17 protein-coding genes and 1 pseudogene are annotated in these 20,400 nt (G+C 56.0%); 9 read left to right on the top strand and 9 right to left on the bottom strand.

Going from position 1 to position 20,400, the window contains the following annotated elements; all coding sequences use genetic code 11:
• Positions 1-60 precede the first annotated feature (60 nt).
• Both BJQ17_RS18605 and BJQ17_RS18610 read right to left on the bottom strand, forming a co-directional pair.
• Entirely contained in the window at positions 61-786 is a 726-nt protein-coding gene (locus BJQ17_RS18605) for an HNH endonuclease (RefSeq protein WP_070096434.1), read from the bottom strand.
• A gap of 76 nt (positions 787-862) precedes the next feature.
• Positions 863-1,804: a LuxR family transcriptional regulator gene (locus tag BJQ17_RS18610; protein WP_218188954.1), complete on the bottom strand. Its 942-nt coding sequence runs from the start codon at positions 1,802-1,804 to the stop codon at positions 863-865.
• Between the two features lie 91 nt (positions 1,805-1,895).
• Between BJQ17_RS18610 and BJQ17_RS30255 the strand changes: the two genes are divergently transcribed.
• Both BJQ17_RS30255 and BJQ17_RS18615 read left to right on the top strand, forming a co-directional pair.
• Entirely contained in the window at positions 1,896-2,114 is a 219-nt protein-coding gene (locus tag BJQ17_RS30255) for an AlpA family transcriptional regulator (RefSeq protein WP_082729292.1), read from the top strand.
• Between the two features lie 125 nt (positions 2,115-2,239).
• Positions 2,240-3,595 carry a replication protein gene (locus BJQ17_RS18615; protein ID WP_070096436.1) on the top strand — a complete coding sequence of 452 codons (1,356 nt, stop codon included), beginning with the start codon at positions 2,240-2,242 and terminating at the stop codon, positions 3,593-3,595.
• A gap of 223 nt (positions 3,596-3,818) precedes the next feature.
• Here BJQ17_RS18615 and BJQ17_RS18620 read toward each other — a convergent pair whose 3' ends face one another.
• From BJQ17_RS18620 to BJQ17_RS18640, 5 genes are all read right to left on the bottom strand, one after another.
• Entirely contained in the window at positions 3,819-4,139 is a 321-nt protein-coding gene (locus BJQ17_RS18620; RefSeq protein ID WP_070096437.1) for a hypothetical protein, read from the bottom strand.
• A 2-nt stretch (positions 4,140-4,141) separates the two neighbouring features.
• Positions 4,142-5,716 carry a P-type conjugative transfer protein TrbL gene (gene trbL, locus BJQ17_RS18625; protein WP_070096438.1) on the bottom strand — a complete coding sequence of 525 codons (1,575 nt, stop codon included), beginning with the start codon at positions 5,714-5,716 and terminating at the stop codon, positions 4,142-4,144.
• A 193-nt stretch (positions 5,717-5,909) separates the two neighbouring features.
• Positions 5,910-6,707, bottom strand: a complete 798-nt coding sequence (gene trbJ, locus BJQ17_RS18635) for a P-type conjugative transfer protein TrbJ (RefSeq protein WP_083285079.1) — start codon at positions 6,705-6,707, stop codon at positions 5,910-5,912.
• A 266-nt stretch (positions 6,708-6,973) separates the two neighbouring features.
• A complete protein-coding gene (locus BJQ17_RS30260) occupies positions 6,974-7,198 on the bottom strand; it encodes a hypothetical protein (protein ID WP_083285080.1) in 225 nt (74 codons plus the stop codon).
• A 2-nt stretch (positions 7,199-7,200) separates the two neighbouring features.
• Positions 7,201-7,410: a TraC family protein gene (locus tag BJQ17_RS18640; RefSeq protein WP_070096441.1), complete on the bottom strand. Its 210-nt coding sequence runs from the start codon at positions 7,408-7,410 to the stop codon at positions 7,201-7,203.
• Positions 7,411-7,890: 480 nt separating this feature from the next.
• Between BJQ17_RS18640 and BJQ17_RS18645 the strand changes: the two are divergent.
• From BJQ17_RS18645 to BJQ17_RS18665, 5 genes and pseudogenes are all read left to right on the top strand, one after another.
• Positions 7,891-8,260: pseudogene (locus BJQ17_RS18645) on the top strand (CopG family transcriptional regulator).
• 337 nt (positions 8,261-8,597) lie between these two features.
• Positions 8,598-9,437, top strand: a complete 840-nt coding sequence (locus BJQ17_RS18650; RefSeq protein WP_070096442.1) for an HNH endonuclease — start codon at positions 8,598-8,600, stop codon at positions 9,435-9,437.
• 38 nt (positions 9,438-9,475) lie between these two features.
• Positions 9,476-9,655: a hypothetical protein gene (locus tag BJQ17_RS18655; protein ID WP_070096443.1), complete on the top strand. Its 180-nt coding sequence runs from the start codon at positions 9,476-9,478 to the stop codon at positions 9,653-9,655.
• Positions 9,656-9,695: 40 nt separating this feature from the next.
• Positions 9,696-12,371 (top strand): TrlF family AAA-like ATPase, encoded by a 2,676-nt coding sequence (locus BJQ17_RS18660; protein ID WP_070096444.1) that lies wholly within the window; start codon positions 9,696-9,698, stop codon positions 12,369-12,371.
• Positions 12,353-13,510, top strand: coding sequence for an RNA-binding domain-containing protein (locus BJQ17_RS18665; protein ID WP_070096445.1), 1,158 nt, complete (start codon positions 12,353-12,355; stop codon positions 13,508-13,510). Before BJQ17_RS18660 ends, BJQ17_RS18665 begins: the two co-directional genes overlap by 19 nt.
• A 200-nt stretch (positions 13,511-13,710) precedes the next feature.
• Here the strand turns inward: BJQ17_RS18665 and BJQ17_RS18670 are convergent, their stop codons facing one another.
• The gene (locus BJQ17_RS18670) at positions 13,711-16,668 is read right to left on the bottom strand and encodes a membrane-targeted effector domain-containing toxin (RefSeq protein ID WP_070096446.1); all 2,958 of its coding nucleotides are present in this window, start codon (positions 16,666-16,668) and stop codon (positions 13,711-13,713) included.
• A gap of 196 nt (positions 16,669-16,864) precedes the next feature.
• Here BJQ17_RS18670 and BJQ17_RS18675 point away from each other — a divergent pair, with 196 nt between their 5' ends.
• Together BJQ17_RS18675 and tadA are read left to right on the top strand one after the other, a co-directional pair.
• Complete coding sequence (locus BJQ17_RS18675) at positions 16,865-18,244, top strand: multicopper oxidase family protein (RefSeq protein ID WP_003255022.1); 1,380 nt, start codon at positions 16,865-16,867, stop codon at positions 18,242-18,244.
• Positions 18,244-18,723, top strand: a complete 480-nt coding sequence (gene tadA, locus BJQ17_RS18680) for a tRNA adenosine(34) deaminase TadA (protein WP_003255021.1) — start codon at positions 18,244-18,246, stop codon at positions 18,721-18,723. The genes BJQ17_RS18675 and tadA overlap by 1 nt, the downstream gene beginning before the upstream one ends.
• A 76-nt stretch (positions 18,724-18,799) precedes the next feature.
• On the opposite strand, the gene mltF is transcribed toward tadA, so the two are convergent.
• The gene (gene mltF, locus BJQ17_RS18685; RefSeq protein ID WP_003255019.1) at positions 18,800-20,257 is read right to left on the bottom strand and encodes a membrane-bound lytic murein transglycosylase MltF; all 1,458 of its coding nucleotides are present in this window, start codon (positions 20,255-20,257) and stop codon (positions 18,800-18,802) included.
• Between the last annotated feature and the right edge of the window lie 143 nt (positions 20,258-20,400).

The raw sequence follows: 20,400 nt of genomic DNA on the forward strand, positions 1-20,400 counted from the left end.
CGTCTATCAGGCGCCCGCTGATCGAGCTATCTGGAGTATTAGGGGGCAGGGATCTGCCACTTATGGACGAACAATACTTACGATGTGTCCGCTGATCTGGCAGCCATATTCCTGCTGTAGCTGGTACAGTAATCTCCCAACCTTTATTCGAAGTACTTCAAGGTAAGAAAACAGACCGCTTGGATCTTTCGAGTTTTCGTTCATGACTTCCCGGAAAGCGTTAATCAAATTATTGCAGATATCTTTAAGTCGCTTGTCAAGATCAATGTCGCGCAAATGTCGCATTAGCTTTAACCTGATCTGGTCAATTGACTTGAGAGCGAACGCTGTATTTTCCATGGCAGCTGGCTGAAACATCACGCCTTTATGAGCGAGAGTGTCGACGATATCCTGCGCAATTTTCTTGCTCAAGCTGAATCTTCGCACTAGCGGGAGGGGGCTGCGATGTGTCCTTAACAAAACCTCCATCAGTTCCTCGTGGCTCTGCTTCCATTTAAAAAGTTCGTCCTCGTGGTAATCTATTCCATTGTTCTTATCGATTAAGGTATGGCATGCGACGCAAAGCCAAATTCCATTTTTATCACTTTCAATAATTTCTTTGTCCATGACTTTATAGCGTGCTGCGCCGGGCTTCTCTCCCAAAATATGTGCGGCCTCTCCCTTCTTGGTTTTTAGATGTGGGTCGGAAGATGCAGGGCCGATTGTGAGCACATTGCAATCTGGATTGTTACAGATGTAACCTGAGCGATAGGCCAGAAGATCCGCAACTTTTGGTTTGAATGCCATGTAATTTCCAAGGGTTGGTTGAACTTAATTTTTAATAATAAATCGGCGCAAGGCAGTGCCAGACGCTTAGGCGTGCTCACGCTGTCGGAAGTCGAAAGCTATCAGGGATTGAGCGAAGGGCTTTAGATACTGCTTGGCGCTCGATCTCCAGTCTGCGAGCAATTTCTGACTGGTTGAAGCCGAACTCTTGTAGTACGAGGATTTGCTTTCTTCGGTCTGTCAGCTTCATGTCCACCATTAGTCGAGCGAGATTTCTTAGCTCGGCTTCGTCCGCTAGGTGCAGGGTTTGGCTAAGCATGTATCGAAAGATATACGCGTCGACGAGCTCGTCACCTGACTTTGCCTTAGGCTCTGCTCGTATAGCGCATTGTCTGCTCAATCTGGCCAGCTCTAGGTCGAACTGCGCTATAGATCTCATTGCTTGCCTGTATGCCGGGTTCCAGCGTCCATCTAGTGTCTTTGGGCGGTGGGTGGTGCAGTACAGGTTGCTCAGGCGTAGGTGTTCATCAAGGTCACGCTGACCCTCACCTTCTGCGAACGATGCCAGCTCTGCTCGCGCGCCGCAGAATCTACAGAAACCCTTCAAGCGTTGACCGTTCAAACCGCCCATATCCTTGTTAGACGGCTGCTTGCGCTTACATGCCAGCACCAGTTCTATCAACGTCTCAAGCGTCGCAATGAAGCAGCGATCATCCCCCGACTGCTTGTCGTGGGTCAGAACAAAGGCTCGTAGCAGTTGACGCTGTAGGCGGACCATAGCGGCAACGCCAACCAGTTGCATAATCGCGCTGAACGCTACATTTGTTCCTGCTCCGGGTATGTGGCCCTGATAACGCGATGGAAGCGTTTCGGCATATGCCGCCACGGCAGGGTCGATAAGCTCTTCGACCAGACGAACGATCGGGTAGCGTTTAGATGCTGAGGAGTAGGGCTCCCAGCGATCAAGGAATCGGTGTAGGGCCTCTGTGAGGGAGGCGTCACACCCCTCCCAAATAGCTATGGTCGATGGTTTTTTCATGTCAACCATTCTAGCCAATCATTCTGTCGAAGCAATAGGCACCTAAAGGCACGATCAGGCACACATTCGCTGTGACTGGTAGGGCCTAGCTATGCATCCATCGAGCAAAAAACTCATCGACAAAAAGACACTCCTGGCGATGATCCCGCTATGTGAGCGCACGATCTATAACTTTGAAATGAAGGGTAAATTTCCACGTCGAATTGCGGTGAGTAGCCGCAAGGTCGTGTGGGATTTAGCCGAGGTAGAGGAGTGGATTGATACATGCAGGGAGTCCGGCCCCGCTCCTAGGCCAGGAATGGCAGTCTGAGCGGTGTGGGCAGGCCTGAGACAAGGTCGACATCGCGTCCTTACTCAGACACTGCAAACGCTCTGGTAGAGCTGAATAGCGCAAGTTCACAGCTTGCGCTTTTCAGTTCTCAGGACGAAGCGCAGATGTACCACGATAGGACGAGAGCCGGTTTTTTTTCGTTGCTCGTCGACTCTCGAGGTGAAAAGCGCCAGTCTTCTCATCGCTTGGCTGATATGCCAAAAGTACTCGATTTGTTGGACAAAAAGCGTGACGCGTGGATGTCCCAAGCTGAGTTCATTCGGCCCAATAGGCGAGTCGTCAACCTCCTGCGGCTTGGCCTGCTGTTTGCCGACCTCGACACTTACCGGGTGCCTGCGCTGGCCGGGCGCACGCCTGAGGCACTGGCCGCATCTGTACTGTATTTTTGCGGCGAGGAAGGTTTGCCGTCGCCGTCCGTGCTGATTTACAGCGGCCGTGGAATACAGGCCAAGTGGCTGCTGGATGGCACGATTCCGCGTCAGGCCCTGCCGCGTTGGAATGCCTGCCAGCGCTATCTTGTGGATCGCCTCGCGCACGTCGGCGCTGACCCGATGGCCAAAGACGCCAGCCGCGTGCTGCGCACCGTGGAGACGGTCAATAGCAAGAGCGGGGAAGTCTGTCGCGTGGTTCATGTCCAGAGCGGCGCAGACGGCGAACCGATCCGCTACAACTTCGAGTATCTGGCCGAGGCGCTGCTACCGACGGCACGCTGGACAATCGAGCAGCAGCGGCAGGAACAGGCCGAACAGCGCGAGCGGCGCGCCACGAAAAAGCCTTTCCTTCTGGTGCCCGGCGGCAAGGCCGACAATCTGCGCGGGTTCTCCGGCAGACAGCTCGCATGGGATCGCCTCGAAGACCTGCGCAAGCTCGCTGAGCTGCGCGGCGGCGTCAGCGAAGGCAGCCGGATGCAGCACTTGTTTTGGCGGCTGAATTTCCTGCTGCTGTCAGGGGCGACCAACAGCAAGCAGATGTACCACGAGGCGGCCGCGCTGGCCCGCGAGCTTGACCCGCAATGGAATAGCCGCTCGAAAGAGCTTATGACGCTGTTCAGCAAGGCCAAAGCCTATGAGGCCGGGGAAAAGATTAGCTTTGGTGGTAAGGACTACGCGCCGCTCTACACGCCACGAAACGACACGCTTATCAACCTGTTCGGGATCACCACCGACGAACAGCGTCAGCTTAAAACCATCGTCAGCCAGGCGGAGGCCGCGGAACGGCACAGGAAGCGTGAGGAATGCCGCAGACGCGCTTCCGGTGCGGTAGACCGGGAAGCCTACCTTGAAGCTGCGAACTCCAAGCAGGCGAAGGCACAGTCCCTCAGGCGCGAGGGCTTGAGCGTGCGGGCCATCGCTAAGCAAATGGCTGTATCAGTCATGGCGGTTTCTAGATACATAAACGCACCGGCGAGTCAGTGTACCAAGTCCGTGCGTATTACTAATGGCGAAGCCCCCGCGCATTAGACGGTGTCCTGTCCGAGCTGATGCTCAAGGTGTTCAAAGTCCGTGCGTATTACTAATGGCAGAGTCTTCCGCACTTTTGATCAAGGCTGTCTGGGGGCGTCGTTCTGATGGAGTACCGGTAGGGGGCTTTCCTAAAGGGTGAGCTGAGACAAGTCCGTGCGTACTACTTAGATTTGGTGTCTCCGGAAAACAAACCCCCGCACTCTGGCGGGGGATTGTAGGGTCAGCGGTTGCCGGGAGAGTCGAGCCTTTGGGCTTCCTGCGCCGCTCGGATCGCCATCAGAATTTGCTGGGCTTGAGCTGCATTGCTCTTGCTACCAAGCAGTGGGAGGCGATTCAGGTGTTGCACTCCGGAAAACATATGAAAGGAAGCCGAAAGGGCCAGCGGGCTAACTCGAAGCTGCAACGCGGTACATTGTCGATCCAGTCTATCGAGCAATGGCCCGTAGCCTTTGCTTCGTAGCCAGCGGCCGAACGCCCACATGGCAATGGCCAAGGTGGAGGCGAGTACGACGAATACAGCGAACATCAGAATGCTATTCATGGTTATTTCTCCGGCTGGTCATTGCTTGAGGTTATGCTCGAAACGTCGGTGCGACCGGAATTCGAGCTGGTGTTCGTATCTGGTCGAATGACATTGGATTCCATACCTGGGGCTTCCGCAGCCGGCGCTGCGGATTTGAGCGAACTGGAGTCACCGTGAGCTGGCTGTGGAAGACCGGAGCCAAGCGACGCTGAGTGTGCATTCTCCATGCCCGGGACTGTCATCGAGGCGATTACGCCAAGCGCTTTTGCACCACCATTGACCGCATGGGACAGTGCGTTGCCGGAACTAACAGCTCCCCTTTTCGGTGTTGCTTTCTGATCATTGTCATCGCCGCTCTGCGTGGCCTTCCCGGCCTGCTTAGCGGCCTGCTGGGTGCCGCTGCTGGGGGTAGCCGATTGGGTAGCTGCGCCACCGCCAGTTTTCACGCCTGCGGAGCTGGCCGTCTTGGCAACTGCACCGCCGCCAGTGTTGGCCCCGACGCCAATTGGGGTACCGCCACCTACAGACGGAGCGGCACCACCGGCGGAGCTTGCACCGGCAAAGCTGGAGTTGATCGCCCCTGCGAGACCGCCCCCGGCACCCGCTGCACCGGCTGCACCACTGCTGCCAGCAGCGCCGAGAGCACCGGCAGCAGCAGGAGCGGCCGCCCCGGCCGTGGCGATAGTGGCGATTGCCGCCGCTGCACCGGCAGCACCGGCGGCCGCCATACCACCGATGGCTGATCCGCCACCCATCGACGTGCCGCTAATCATGCCGCCGATCAGGTCGGGAATGGTCTTTGTCAGATAGCAGCACACCAAAGCCAGACCAACCATCGTCATCAACGACGCTTCGTCATTGGTGTAGGCGGCCAACCACTGCTTGGCCGACTGAACGATCAGGCCGACGATCAGCGTTAAGACGAACAGCTTGGCTCCGATTGCGACGGTGAAGCGCATTGGGGCGATTGCAAAATCACGCGTCCATTGTGACCCGCCAAAGCCAAAGAACAGCACCGAAGCATTGATGATGACGTAAGACTCTACGAGCGTTACGAACATGAATGCAGCGATGAAGGCGAAACACGCCAATACAAGGATTGCGCATACTGCGATCAGAAGTCCTTTGGCCGGAGAAAACACTGATATGCCCTTCACCATGGTGCGGCCAAAATCCAGCGCAACTGCCAGCATATCGCCGGGTTCTAGCGCACGCCCGAGGCCGCTAGCGGATGCCGCTGCATCGCGGAAACTATCGACAATTGCAGATGACCACTCCACCGAGTACTTCATAACGGCAAGGAAGAACCCAACCACCAGGACGAAGCGCAGCAGCTCGCCGACAATCTCGCCGAAGTCGGCTTGCTTCATGACCAGAGGCATGAACGTCCAGATGAACTGAATCGAGGCCAACAGCCAGAATAATCTGATCGCATAGTCATACAGCTTTCCTGACCACTGGTGGGACTGCTGTAAAACGAGGTCGAGTAGGCCCTGCATCGATGTGTCAGCATGGGAAAGGTCGGACGCTGCCATAGCATTTCCGCTCACGAATGCACTTGCTAAGGCGAGGAACAACAGTAGGCGAGTATCCATAGCTAGTACCCCTTAACGCCGCCGCGAGTGTTCGGGCGCGCTTCAAACGAGGCATCAGCGTCATGCTGTTGCCGGCGGTGCTCAATCACAGAGGTACATTCGCAGTCGCTCTGAACCGCCACGGTGATCATCGAACCGATTAGTGCAGAGCCGGAGCAGATCAACGCGATGAGCCATTTCGAAATAGCCATTCTCAGTACCCCTTCACGCCGCCGCGTGTGTTTTTGCGCGCTTCAAACTGTTGTTCGGTAGCTTCGCTGGCTGCTGCCCTGTCGCCCTGCTGAGCCAGATAGTTGCCCTGCATGTTGATTTGCGTAGCCACAAGATCGCGCAGCTTTTGCAATTGCTGTACGTTCTGTGAGGCAATTTCGTTGCCCGCCTGAAGTGCCTGCATCCGGCCGACGGCCGACTGTGAACGGGTCATCATGCGGTCAAGCTGCTCACCCTCAGTCTCAAAGGTGCTGGTATTGAGGTTCGCCGCTTCCAGCGCAGCTTTCACGTTATCGCGGCCTTGCTCAGACCACGCCTGATAGCGGTCTTGTGCCGGTGACTCAGCCGAGTTGGCAGCTTGATTCAGGTGCGAATTGAAACCGGGGAAAGCCCTGTTGAACTGCGAATCCATGTTCTGGATTTGGCGGCCCAACGCTTGCGAGCGGTCGTAGATGTTCATCACGTTTTTTAGATCAGCCGCGATACTGCCGAACATCGAATCAGGCAAGCCCGTGCCCTGCGTGATCATGCTTTGATACTGCTGTATCTGGGTTTGCAGTTGCTCGGCGGTGTTCAGAGCCGTGTTAACCGCCTCACCGTACTCAAACATTTGCTGATAGAACGTGGAGCAATTTGTGCAGTAAATGGCGTAAGCCGTGGCAGGTGCAACGTATAAGGTCCCGCCAACTAAGCCGGTTCCGGCCATCGCAATGCTCAAAGCCGCATGACGCCCGGCTATGCGTACACGGGACGACGCTTTTATGAGTAATTCCCTTTCCATGCCGAATACCTCATTTCTAACCTTTGGTGGCTCGATTATTTACCGATATTGGCCTGTTTAAAATATGCGGATAACTACGCTATCCGCATAAAGTTCTCGTGGTCTGTCCGTAAACTGTCCGGTATCTGGGCGAGAAATAATAACTATCGGTCTGATTTATAAGGCGTTAATTGTGAGGAGGGGAGGGGTAAGGCTTGTCCGGTTTTATACGTTTTACGGACACAAAAAAGTCCACCCGAGTGGACTTTTTAACGAGAGCGGCAGAGTCAATGTGCTGAATAATATGGATTCTGTGCTCGGTACGGCGCACGCTCCGCCTTAGGTATGCGCAGCGCGTCGAGATGCCAGTCTTCGAGGGATAAAGCCAGCTCAGCCGCGATGCGCTGGGCTTCGGTAACATTTTCCGTAGCCCGGTTACTGGCTCGACCGAGGCAGGCTTGCAATTCATCGAGTCGACTGGCAAATGCGCTGATGCGGTGAGCTGTCTTCATGGTCAATTCCCCTTGCTGATTTTTTCCACTATTCGGTCGAATTCTTCCCGGACTTCATCGTCCGTAAGCTTCAGATTAACCAGTCCTGACTTTATTGCAATTCTACCGATTCTCTCAGCGGCCTCATTGTCGAGTTTTGCCAGTCGTGCTTTAGCGGTTTCCAGTTCGGAAATGGCGTCAGAACGGCGCTCAGCGAGAGTTTTGCGTGCCATTGATTGCTCCGATATATCTGATGATTTTTTGGGGTAAAGGGGGCGTTAGCCTATGAATGCTCTCATTCGCGATGCGTAATTTTCAAGGTGCAAGCTTTGCAGTATTAGCCGTGCTCGCCACCAATCAGTCTGTTTTGGTGCCCGACGTTAGATAATTCAATTGACCTCGTTTACTGTGACGGCATTATGCGATTCTGCGCGACTCAATGCGATTGAGACCATTTATTAATGCGACGCTATGCGAATGTATGCGAACTTACGCGAATCTACGCGATTAGACGAAATGCAAATGGCATCTCTGCTCCAGTTGCATAGAATTGCATGGGAATAGACGGCAAGATGTGTGTTGTACGGGTACGGGCAAGCCCGAACCCATCCAACACCGCCCCTTATTCGCCTTCGGCTCAACGGCATCTTGCTCTGCGAGGCCCCAGCCGCTGCCGCGTCTAAGGGCTGAAAACAACAGCAGGAGCACTAATCATGACAGATGGCACCAATGAAAAGGCTCCATCTCGACGACGCGGGAAACCGATCGAGGTGGGGTAACAGACGAAGAAAAGGCGGCCATCACGGAGCGCGCTGAGGAGGCGGGCATGTCCCGGTCAGGCTACCTCGGGCTCTTGGGATGAATACACCGATTCGGTCGGTTGTAGATCTCACTGCCGTGGCCGATCTGGCAAAGATAAATGGCGATCTAGGGCGAGTGGCCGGCCTGCTCAAATTGTGGCTTTCCGAGAAGCCGGGCTTTGGAGCCAGTGCCGCCACGGTCGAAGCGATGATGGTTGAGTTTCGTGAGCTACAAGCAGGAGTCCGCATAAAAATGGGCTTGATTGTTAAAGCACACAGGTAGCCCGAAAGGGCTTCTGGTTGCTGGAGCTGGGTCATTTCTACGTGACGATGGGATGGATGCTGAGGGGGTGTGAGGGTAAAGTACCCGGTTTGAATGCCGTCCCTTGGAACTCGTCAATGTCGCTTCTTTCTTGGTGTGTGAGCAACGACGACAGCAACGAGAAGCGCCTGATTGGTGAGCTTTGGGCCAAAAATCTACGGAGAAGGGTCTGTATCTGATGGCTCAAAAGAAGGATGAGCAAGGCCGTGGTGTTCGTGAGCAGTTGCTTGCGGTCATTGGGATGTCTTGACCTTGACGCCCGGCCGCTGAGCCGGGCTTTTCATTTTAAGGAGCGGTGATGGAGCTGGTGGTAAACGAGGAGCAGGTAGCAGAGAACCTTGTTGAGCTTGAGCGTGCGAGAGTGTCAGCAGATGGGGACAGGAAAATCTACCAAAACCTCATTAAAAAAGGGACATGCTATCTGCCATACCTTACAGATGCCGGTATTGCGTTCGCTCCATCTCGGTTCATCGGCTACGTTGGCAACACGATTCAGATCCATGGATTGAACAGGGAGAAGCATGGAAGTGAAACCAACCTCGCGCTGAACAAAATTTACGGATCGTATCCCGTTCAGAACGAGAATCTACAGCTCGCTTTCGAAAGCTTCTGTGTTTCTATTGGGGTAGCCCCGAGCCGGAAAGGTAGCTTTGGCGTCACCCGAAAATATTGGACAACTGACGATGTGGCTGAGGTCATCGCTAAGGGTCAAGAGCAGCAAGTGATGAGTGATGCGATGCTCACTGAGACGCAGAAAAGTCAGATCATCCTTGCTCGGGTTGGGCAGGGCGCTTTTCGTAAGAAACTGATCAAGCATTGGGGCGAATGCTCTGCTACAGGTTGCTCACAGATCGACATCCTCAAAGCCTCACACATCAAACCGTGGAGCGACTCAAATAACGCTGAGCGGCTGGACGTCTACAACGGTCTCCTGTTGAGCCCGAACGTCGATGCCTTGTTCGACAAGGGTTACGTGTCCTTTGACGATGAAGGGAAAATCTTAATTTCGTCTTACGTTTCCGAGAGGAATCGTGAGATCTTGAACTGCACAGCTGAGCTGAGTATCAAGCTGTCAGGTCAACACCTCAAATACCTTGCTTGGCATAGGGAACATTTGTACTGGGGAGAGGAAAATTGAATTTTGGTTTTCTGAGTCCGAAACGAGGCGAGCATACTATGAAGGACATAGCGCATGACCAGGTAATGGTGGAGGTGCTGCGCGCCGATCCCCTCTATGCGAAAGCGCTGCTCGACGATGTTTTGCGTGGCGGAGATTGCGATGAGCTAGCTATCTTGCTGCGGCAAATTCAGCCTTTGGATAGTGGTTTTTTTGTCGACGATGCCGAGTCCTCGTAGTGGTCAGCGGTCGTAGAGACGTCAGAAAATTAGGAGGATCATGATGGATAATCTACCACTCACGCGATTTGGGAACCGAACCGTTGTCTTTACAGAAGGTGCTGAGTGGGTTCGCGCGGACTTTCATCTGCATACACAAGCAGACCGCGAATTTAAGTTTGCGGGCGATGGGAACTTCTATAACAGCAGTTATGTAGATGCGTTGGAGAAAGCAGGTATCCGGCTTGGTGTTATTACCAATCATAATAAGTTCGATTTTGAGGAGTTTAAGGCGCTACGCAAGACGGCTTTGAAGAGGGGAGTTTCACTTCTTCCAGGCGTTGAGTTATCGGTCAATGATGGGGCTAATGGAATTCATACGCTGGTCGTATTTTCCGAGGACTGGTTGGCTGATGGGCATGATCATATCAACCCATTTCTGGGTGTCGCTTTTGAAGGAAAAATTCCTGCTCAATATGAACAGGAAAATGGGCGCTCCTCTCTCTCACTGTTAGAAACCATCAAGAAGCTGGAAAGCTATCACCGCGACTTTTTCCTCGTCTTTGCACATGTCGAAGCACCGAGTGGACTTTGGGCTGAGCTGGACGGAGGGCGTCTATCCGAGCTTGGTCAGAATGAATTCTTCCGCCGTCGTGCACTTGGTTTCCAAAAGGTTCGCACTTACAACAAGCTGCAAGAAAAAAATAAGCCCTGCCGGAGCAAAGTCCAGCAGCATCTGGGTGACTGGTATCCAGCTGAGCTCGAAGGCTGCGATGCCAAGTGCATCGAGGATATTGGCCAAGGTAAAGCGTGCTTCCTAAAATTGGGGGAGCTGTCGTTTGAGGCTGTTAAGTTTGCCTTGAGCGATCCCGTTGCGCGGGTGGCTTTAGATCCACCCAAGCATCAGGCATCGCACATTCGCAGTATTCATTTCGACGGCGGCATCTTTGACGGCCAGACGTTGCATTTTTCTTCCGAACTTAATACGTTGATCGGCATTCGGGGTAGTGGAAAGTCATCCATCCTGGAGGCCGTACGTTATGCCCTCGACATTCCAAGAGGCGAAAAGGCGCAGGACACCAAGTATAAGGATGAGTTGATCCGTCATACCCTCGGCAGTGGTGGCAAGGTGACACTGACGGCCTGTGACGTGTATGGACAGGAGTTCACCGTTTCTCGCATCTTCCGTGAAGCGCCTAACGTCTACTTGGGCGGCAAATTGCAACCAGGCGTTTCGATACGGGAGACTGTCCTGCGCCGCCCGATCTACTTTGGCCAGAAGGATCTTTCCAGCACCGGCGAAGGTTTTGAGACTGACCTGGTGGAAAAGTTGGTTGGCGAGAAACTGCGTGCGCAGCGTGAAGAGCTAGAGGCCCAACGCCAACGTGTGCGCGAGGCTGCTCAGCGCTGGCTTAAGATCAGTAATACGGCTGAACTCAAGCGTGACTTTGAGACCCAACTCAACGATGCTAATTTCCGTCTGACTAAGTACGAGGAGCACGGCGTTGCCGACAAACTCCAAAAGCGCCTTGGCTTTCAACAGGATGCTGCAGCACTGACGCGACTAAAGGAGCGGGCAGACAGTTTCATCCTCGCGTTGGGTAGCCTAATCTCTGAACATGAGGACGAGTTGCGAAATGCGACAAGTTATGTGTCCAAGCAGAACTCGGATTTTTTCGCTGCCTACTTTGCTGAATTCTCAAATCTCATAACTAAGGTCGATCAGCTCAAGCAGATCGAGCATGAGGCCCGCACCATTGCGGATCGCCTCGGGGCTAAACAGGGCGAATTTGAAGGTGCAAGTAGAAATCTTCAAGAAGAGTTCGCACAAATCGAACGCCATCTGGCTCAGGAACTCAAGCAAACTGGCATGTCTGCCATCCAGCCAGATGACTTCCTAGTCCAGCAGCAGCGTAAAACCAAAGCGGAGCAAATGCTTCAAGCGCTAGCTAAGCAGGAATCACAGCAGACTAGCATCCGGGATGCTCTATTTACCGAGATTGACAGACTTAACGAGCTTTGGCTGCACGAATTTAACACCATCAAGGTGGAGCTGGACCGCGTGAACGCTGGCCATACAGCCTTGCAAATTGAAGCTGATTTCAAGGGCGATAGGGAATCTGCTATCAACTTCATGCAGCAACTCTTCAAGGGCAGCAACATCCGCGAAACCACGCTGCGCGCAGTGATGGAGGATTACATCGATTTCGGGGGGCTTCTCCGTGCCTTGCCCAATGCTTTGGCCAAGGCGGGTAGTACCCCAGGTGCTTTCGAAAGGGCCTTCATGCAGAACCTTGTCGAGTTTGTCACCTGGCAGGTTCCCAACCGTTTCGTTATACGCTATCGCGGCAAGGAGCTGAGACACCATTCACTTGGACAGCGTGCCTCAGCGCTGCTGCTGTACGTGCTCAGTCAACGACAGAACGATGTAGTTATCATCGACCAGCCAGAAGATGATTTGGACAACCAAACCATCTACGACGACGTGATCAAGCTGCTACGTGAGATGAAGCCCCACGCCCAGTTCATATTCGCTACCCACAACGCCAACTTTCCAGTGCTGGGAGATGCGGAACAAGTGCATGCCTGCCAGTACGAGGATGAAAGGGTTCTCGTTGAAAGCGGTAGCATAGACGCCCGCCCAGTGCAGGACGCCATCATCAACATCATGGAAGGGGGCCAGGAAGCCTTCAACCGTCGTAAAGAGGTCTACAACCTATGGAAACCACAGAGCTGATCGACTTACTCAGCCGGGGTGAGGACAGCCGACAGCAGTTTAAGGCGGATATGACAAATGCAGCCGGCTTGGCTGCAGAGATCGTGGCCTTCAGCAATACCGCTGGCGGACGAATCTTCATTGGCGTTAACGACGACAGTTCGGTACGTGGTCTTTCTGGGGATGACGTTGCCCGGCTTAACCAACTGATCGCGAACGCTGCCTCTCAGGTTGTGCGTCCCGCCGTAAACCCGCTCACGGAAAACGTACCACACCCAAATGGCACAGTCATGGTGGTCTCCATCCCGGAGGGCGTCAATAAGCCGTATATGGACAACAACGGCGTGATCTGGGTGAAGAGCGGTTCAGACAAGCGCCGTGCAACCTCGCGCGAGGAGCTGCAGCGGTTGTTTCAACAGGCGGGTTTGGTACATGCAGATGAAACGCCCGTGATGGGCTTGAGTGCTGGCGATGTAGACATGCCCTATTTTGCAGAGTTCTTTGAGCAGCAATTCGGCGAGCCGCTTGCCCAGCATAGCCAGCCGCTACCGCAGTTGCTCAGCAATATGAACTTAATGAACCAAGGGCAGCTCAATGTGGCGGGTAGCCTGCTGTTCGCGAGGGCTCCGCAATACACACTGCCTGCTTTTATCGTTAAGGCTGTAGCTTTTGTCGGCACGCAGATCGAGGACGAGCGGTACATCGACAGCCGCGATATTAGCGGAAAGCTAGCTGATGTCTTCCAGCAGACCTTAGGCTTTATCGTTGCAAACACCCGCGCCACTCAGGGCGAGCAAGGATTCAACTCTCAGGGGCAGCCTGAGATTCCCCGCATCGTTTGGGAGGAATTGGTTGCCAATGCCCTCATCCATCGCGACTACTTTATCAGCGCTCCAGTGAGAGTGCTGGTCTTTGCGGATCGCGTTGAGATCATCAGCCCGGGCCACTTGCCTAACAACCTGACTATCGAGAACATCAAGGCGGGCAACTCCAATATGCGCAATCCCATCCTAGCCTCTTTTGCGGCAAAGCTCCTTCCTTATCGTGGGCTAGGCAGTGGTCTTTTGCGCGTAATTCGGGCCTGGCCTCAGATCGAGTTTGTCGAAGATCGGGCCGGCAATTTGTTCAAGGTTGTTGTGGCACGTGCCAGCGTTCAGTAGGCGGAGTGGTAGATTCACCTTAGAGTAAAGCGCGTCAAGTAATCGTATTGGGCATGGTATTTTTTATGGTTTTTAACTTTTGAATTTCTTGATTTCATTGAATTTGCTGATAAAAATCTATCCGTTGATAATAGAGTGGGAATAAGCTGAACCCCAAGGGCGCCGCAAGGCGCCCTTGTCGTATCTGCGCCTTGCCTGGCTCAAGGGGCGATGTGATGCATGCCGCGTAATCTCAATTGGGCATGAAGCTCGCCCAGGTTTTGAAAGCGACGTTCATGGATGGTTGGCCAATCGGGGCGCTCCAGGTAGTAAAAGCGCCCATCGCGCTGGATCAGCGTGCGTCGCAAGGTCGAGTCCCGGCTGCGGTTGATCAGGTATTCCTCGCCCTGGGTGCGTTCGATCGCGTAATCGCCAGGCCTCACCAGCAGGCTGTCAAAGTCTGGTGATGGCGGGCGGGTGGTCAATACGGCGGCGCGTAGCCGCAGGTCACTTTGCACATGCCTTACGGTGCCACCTTCGTCCAAGGCATCCACACCAGGGTCTGCGCTGTAAGCGTCAGGTTCGCCGATCGGGCGGTCTTCGACACGCAGTCCAATCGCGCCTTCGGTTTCGGCCAGCCCGGTTACGCCATGGAAGGTGTTGGCGTGGGTACTGCCGACCAGCGCAATCCATTTTCCCGAGCCGCGCGCGACCTGGTCTGCCTCGATGATCAAGTGTGCATGGAAGTTCATCATGCGCTGGCGTGCCACATCGGAAACGGGATTTGCCCACGCCTGGCGGTAACTGGCCATGCAGTCGATGGACTGTATGCGTACGCCGTTTTTCTGTGCGCTGACCAGTACCTGCCGAAAGGTGTAGCGGCCCTCGGGGTCGGTGCGGTGGCCGACATCCTGGCTTTCCACGTAGCGATCCAGCTCCTGCGGCATCACGCCGGTGCGGTTGAAGGTATCCAGGTCTGCTTGCTGGAAGTCGGTGGTGAAGTGCTCCATGTACAGCGTCTTTACCTTCAGTTTGCGTAGCTGGCGCATGTTGTCGATCAGCAATCGCTTGCTGCCAAGGCCACTGTGCGCTTCGCCAATGACCAAGCCGTTACTGTTGTTGTAGAGACTTTTCAAAATGTATTTGGAAGAAGCGTTGGCGGGTAATTCTGGTATATGCGGCCGTGCCGGTGTTTGCACTGTGGTCATGAACGTTTGGGCATCGGCGGCCAGTTGATCACGTAGTTGGCGAAATCGGGCGATGGCGGCCTGTCGATCAGGGGCATCGAGGAACGCTCGCGCACCGGTAATCTCATCGTCAGAAACATCCTTCAGTGAGGCGCGCAAATCGGCTGGCACTGCGTAAGGTGTTTCAGCCAAGGGTGGCACGCTTGCTCTTGCTGACGGCCGGCCCCAGATTTTCAGGCTCGACAGCATGCCTCCGTTGAGGCCAAGGCGTTCCACTGGGTGCCACTGGCCTGCGCCATCCAGGCGGATGGGCAAGCTTTTGTAAAATGAGAAAGGGTTTTCAGGATCGACGATGGTCCAGGATTTCAGTTCGGGTACAAAACGTACTTGGTAAGGCATCTCATCGATCAATGCGTAAAACTGCCCATCTTGCAGATGGATACCTTCAAGAAACCCTGTACCAGGTTTGCCGCCAAGCACTACATTCGTTTCGAAAGGGCGCAGTGCAGCCCACCTTTCGCTTGGCTGGAAGGGCTGAGGTACCCAGGTTTCAATCGCCTCTGCCACCTCTGAAGCACTTTCATCAGTGGGTTCCCCGCTGTGTTCATGCGCTGATTCTTCCGCCGGTATCGGGGCTTCCCCTTCCTCAGTCGCAGCGCCTGCTTCAGCCACCTCTGCGAACTCGTCAAGGGGTTTGCCTGGTGCGCTGAGCAGAAAGGTCGCGTTGAACAGTGTCTCGATGGCGGCGAAAATGGCGCCGGTTGTACCTGCCTTGCGTTCACGCGTTGTGTGCCCGTGTACCGCCTGGTAGATGTTCAAACCCATTTCAGCAATGCCTGCCCCCACCAGCGCCAACGCTACCGGCCAACTCACTGCCGCCATGGGGCCGAACACCTGCAGGCCCGCCTTCAGATAACCGATCCACAATTGTCTGCGCAGGTCGGCGTTGGAGCGCAAAGAGAAATGCGCATCATCGATCATCCGCTTGCGAGCCTTGTTGCGCAGCCAGTCGAAGGCATCCTCTTCAATGGTCAGGTCGAGGGTATTGAGGCCGCTGTAATCATGGTTGCCCCAGCCGTGAAAGAGCAGATCGATCAGATGATTCAACCCGACTTTGCCGTCAGCCTCTTCACGATCGTCGAGGGAAAAATGTGCCAGAAAGCGGGTTCGGTTTTCGACATAGGTGCAGTTTGTGAGCACCCACCAGAACAGTGCCTGGTCGTTCTGGAAGTAATGTAAGCCGTCGACATCGCCCGGCATGTAAATCAGCTGGCTGCCATTGGCCAATTGCAGGCGAAGGATGTCCGTCGCCACATACCCGCCAATGTCCAACGCGCATACGCGCGTTGCGCCACCCGGCAAGACCCTTTGTTGCAGTGCTTCCAGCGACGGCGGCCAGGTCGTCTCGCCCACCAGGGCATGAGCGATATCCTGGCCGTGACGGGCTAGCGCGGAGGAGGGCTCTTGCGCGCAGGCTTCCAGTAATTTGCTCATGAAGTTGGCTTTGGCCAGCGTGCGGAAGTGCTCTGAATGTTTTGCCCAGAACGAGGTCATCCGCGTCTTGAAACCCGAGGCAAAATCAATGCGCCAGAAATACTCCAGCACGTCCTTGGGGTCGAGTCGAACTTCATTGCGCTCGTCATACACGTCTTTGCCTGGTCCATCGCTGTAAAAGCCAGCGAGGTAACTGAGCACGTCAGCGTTGTCCCGGGCTTGGGCATCGAAGCGGTGCATCACCAGTTGTGGCAGGGTCAGGGATTCAAAGGGCTGATCCAGGTGCTGCCAGCCGTTGAAGGTTCGAGGGCTGCTGACGGCGGTGTGGAAACGGTGCAGGTAGACATTGTCGGGCTCGAGTGCTTTCAGGTCATGACGCGCAAGGAGCTGTTGTGCGACTTCGCGCGCCATCTCGCGCATGTCAGGGCAGTCTTCAGTGAGTTGTCCGGCGAGGGTCACCAGCATTTGCTGGTCGCTGGGGAGGGTGTCGGCAAGCATCACGGTTGTCCAATAGAGGTGAAAGGCTGCCAGTTTTGAACGGTCGTGAGCCAGGGCGGTGGTGCTTATTGCTTGTCCGGTCGCTTCGTGACGCCGGGTTTTCACTTAATATTTCCCGTTTGCAGGTGTATCGTATTCGCCTTTATCGTCAGTCCTGCTGGCAGTTTGATTGCACCGAAGCGAGGTACCCGCACCGATGTCCTTCACCCGTCGACAAATGCTCAAAGGCCTCACTGGCCTGGTTGTAGTAGGCCTGGGGGCCGGAGGCGCGGCGCGATACTGGTTGGGCAAGGTCGAGGACGAGAACGCCGGGCACGACTACGAGCTGATTGCCGCCCCGCTGGAAGTGGAACTGGTGCCGGGTTTCAAGACCGAGGCCTGGGCTTTTGGCCCTTCAGCGCCGGGGACGGAGTTGCGAGTACGCCAAGGCACCTGGTTGCGGGTGCGCTTCATCAATCACCTGCCGGTCGAAACCACTATCCATTGGCACGGCATTCGCCTGCCGCTGGAAATGGACGGCGTACCCTATGTGTCGCAGTTGCCGGTCAAGCCGGGTGAGTACTTCGATTACAAATTCCGCGTGCCGGACGCCGGCAGTTACTGGTACCACCCGCACGTCAGCAGCTCCGAGGAGCTAGGCCGCGGTCTGGTCGGGCCGCTGATCGTCGAGGAACGTGAACCCACCGGGTTCCAGCATGAGCGTACGCTGAGCCTGAAGAACTGGCATGTGGACGAGCAGGGCGCATGGCTGCCTTTCAGCATTCCGCGCGAGGCCGCGCGCAACGGCACTGCCGGGCGGTTGATCACCATCAACGGCCAGGCCGACTCGATCACCGAGCTGCCGGCCGGCCAGGTGGTGCGGGTGCGCGTGCTGAACCTGGACAATACCTGGACCTACCGCCTCAACCTCAAGGGCAACTGCGAGGCGAGAATCTATGCCCTCGACGGCAACCCGGTGACCCCGCGTGCGCTGGACGAATATTGGCTAGGCCCTGGCATGCGTATCTGCCTGGCCATCCGCATTCCTGAGGCGGGTGAGGAAATTTCCCTGCGCGACGGTTTCGTGCGCCTGGGCACCCTGCGTTCGGTGGCCAGCAACGACGCGCCGAGTGACTGGCCGCCCGCGCTGCCACCCAATCCGATCGCCGAGCCGGACCTGGAGAATGCCGAAAAGCTGAACTTCAATTTCGAGTGGGCGGCCGGCGTCTCTGTCACCGCTGATCCGGCCAAACCGTCGAGCATGTGGCAGATCAACGGCCAGGCCTGGGATATTACCGACAAGACCTGTGCCGACCGCCCCATCGCCACGTTGCAGAAGGGCAAGAGCTACATCTTCGAGCTTAAGAACATGACCCAGTACCAGCACCCGATCCACTTGCATGGCATGAGCTTCAAGGTGATCGCCTCCAACCGTCACGACATCAAGGAACCGTGGTTCACCGACACCTACTTGCTGGGCAAGAACGAGCGCGCCCAGGTAGCACTGGTGGCGGATAACCCAGGGACCTGGATGTTTCACTGCCACGTCATCGACCACATGGAAACCGGCCTGATGGCCGCGATTGCGGTGGTCTGATGCGCCCGCAGATCATCGATCGCAGTCGCGATCAGGAGTTCATGCGCCTGGCGCTGGCCTTGGCCGCCGAAGGCGCGGTGCTGGGCGAGGTGCCGGTGGGGGCGGTGCTGGTACAGCATGGGCAGGTGATCGGCCAGGGTTTCAATCGGCCGATCATCGACAGCGACCCCAGCGCGCATGCCGAGATGGTGGCGATCAGGGCGGCAGCCAGGTCGGCCAGCAACTACCGGCTACCCGGCAGCACCCTGTATGTGACCCTGGAACCGTGCAGCATGTGTGCGGGGCTGATCGTGCATTCGCGGGTGATGCGCGTGGTGTTTGGCGCGCTGGAGCCCAAGGCGGGGATCGTGCAGAGCCAGGGGCAGTTCTTTGGCCAAGGCTTTCTCAATCACCGGGTGATGGTGGAGGGCGGGGTGCTGGCGCAAGAGTGCGGGCAGATCCTCAGCGACTTCTTCAAGGCCCGCCGGGCCAAGGCTTGAGCTGCACCGGCCTCTTCGCTACAGATTCTGCGCAAATCTTGTAGGCGCGGGTTTGCCCGCGAAGAGGCCTACTGGCTTACATCGGCGACGACTTATCCGCTGGCTTGTCCTTGTTGACCCCGGGCACATGCAGGTTGCCCTCGGCCACCTGGCCTTCGAGCTGCGGCTGGGTCACCCAGGTGAGGATGTCGTAGTAACGACGGATGTTGGCCACGAAATGCACCGGTTCGCCTCCACGGGCATAGCCGTACTTGGTCTGCCGGTACCACTGCTTCTGAGCCAGCCGCGGCAGCATCTTCTTCACGTCCAGCCACTTGTTCGGGTTGAGCTTCTCGCGCTTGGCCAGGGTGCGGGCGTCTTCCAGGTGGCCGCTGCCGACGTTGTAGGCCGCCAGGGCAAACCAGGTGCGATCCGGTTCCTGAATGCTGTCGTCAAGCTCTTCCTTGATCTTCATGAAGTACTTGGCGCCGCCCTGGATGCTCTGTCTCGGGTCCAGGCGGTTGGACACGCCCATGGCCTGGGCGGTGCGCTGGGTCAGCATCATCAGGCCGCGCACGCCGGTCTTGGAGGTGACTTCCGGCTGCCACATCGATTCCTGGTAGCCGATGGCGGCCAGCAGGCGCCAGTCGACCTGCTCGACCTTGGCGTAGCTCTTGAAGTGCTTCTCGTACTTGGGCAGGCGCTGCTGCAGGTGCTGGGCGAAGGTGTAGGCGCCGACATAGCCAAGCACGTCGACATGGCCGTAGTAGCGGTCCTTCAAGCGTTGAAGGGTGCCGTTTTTCTGTGCCTTGTCGAGAAATTCGTTGATTTCGTTGAGCAGGCTGTTGTCTTCGCCTGCTGCCACTGCCCAGCGCTGGTCGCGGGTGTCGCCCAAATCGAAGGCGACCCGCACGTTGGGGAAATACACCTGGTTCATCGCCAGTTCGTTGGAGTCCACCAGGGTCAAGTCGATCTGACCTTCGTCCACCATGCGCAGCAGGTCGACCACTTCGACGGCGTCGGATTCCTCATATTGCAAGGCAGGGTACTGCTTTTTCAGCTCGGCCAACTGGTCAGCATGGCTGCTGCCCTTGAGCACCATGATCTTCTTGCCGACCAAACCCTGGGCGCCGGTGGGGCGCGGGCGGCCGTTGCGGTAGATGACCTGCGGGGTCACCTCCAGGTAGGGATGGGAGTATTTCACCTGGGTTTTGCGCCGTTCACTGCTGACCAGGCCGGCGGCAGCCAGTACCGGGCCGGAGGGCTTGCCGAGGGAGTCGTAGAGCTCGTCCAGGTTGTCGGCGGTCTCGATCTGCAGCTTTACGCCGAGATCGTCGGCGAAATGCTGGACCAGTTCGTACTCGAAGCCGGTTTCGCCGTTACGGTCCTGGAAGTAGGTTGCAGGGCTGTTGCGTGTGATCACGCGCAGCACGCCATCCTCCTTCACGCGCTCGAGGGTGCTGGGTTTTTCAACGCAGGCACCTAGCAGCAGAAAGAGTCCGGTTGCGAGAAGCCATTTGGCGCAACGCTGGCGCAAAGCAGTGTGGGCGAACATAGGTTGCAGTATACGCAAAGGACTGGCCCAACCATATCTCGACAACGGTTAGCTTGTCTGGTAGCGGGTTGTGTGGTTGGGGGAGGGGGATTGCATGAGGGCTACCAGGTGTCCGGTTTGAGACATTTAGCGCCTGGGAGATC

It is taken from the genome of Pseudomonas sp. NBRC 111139 (assembly GCF_001753955.1).
In the GTDB taxonomy this organism is placed as follows: domain Bacteria; phylum Pseudomonadota; class Gammaproteobacteria; order Pseudomonadales; family Pseudomonadaceae; genus Aquipseudomonas; species Aquipseudomonas alloputida.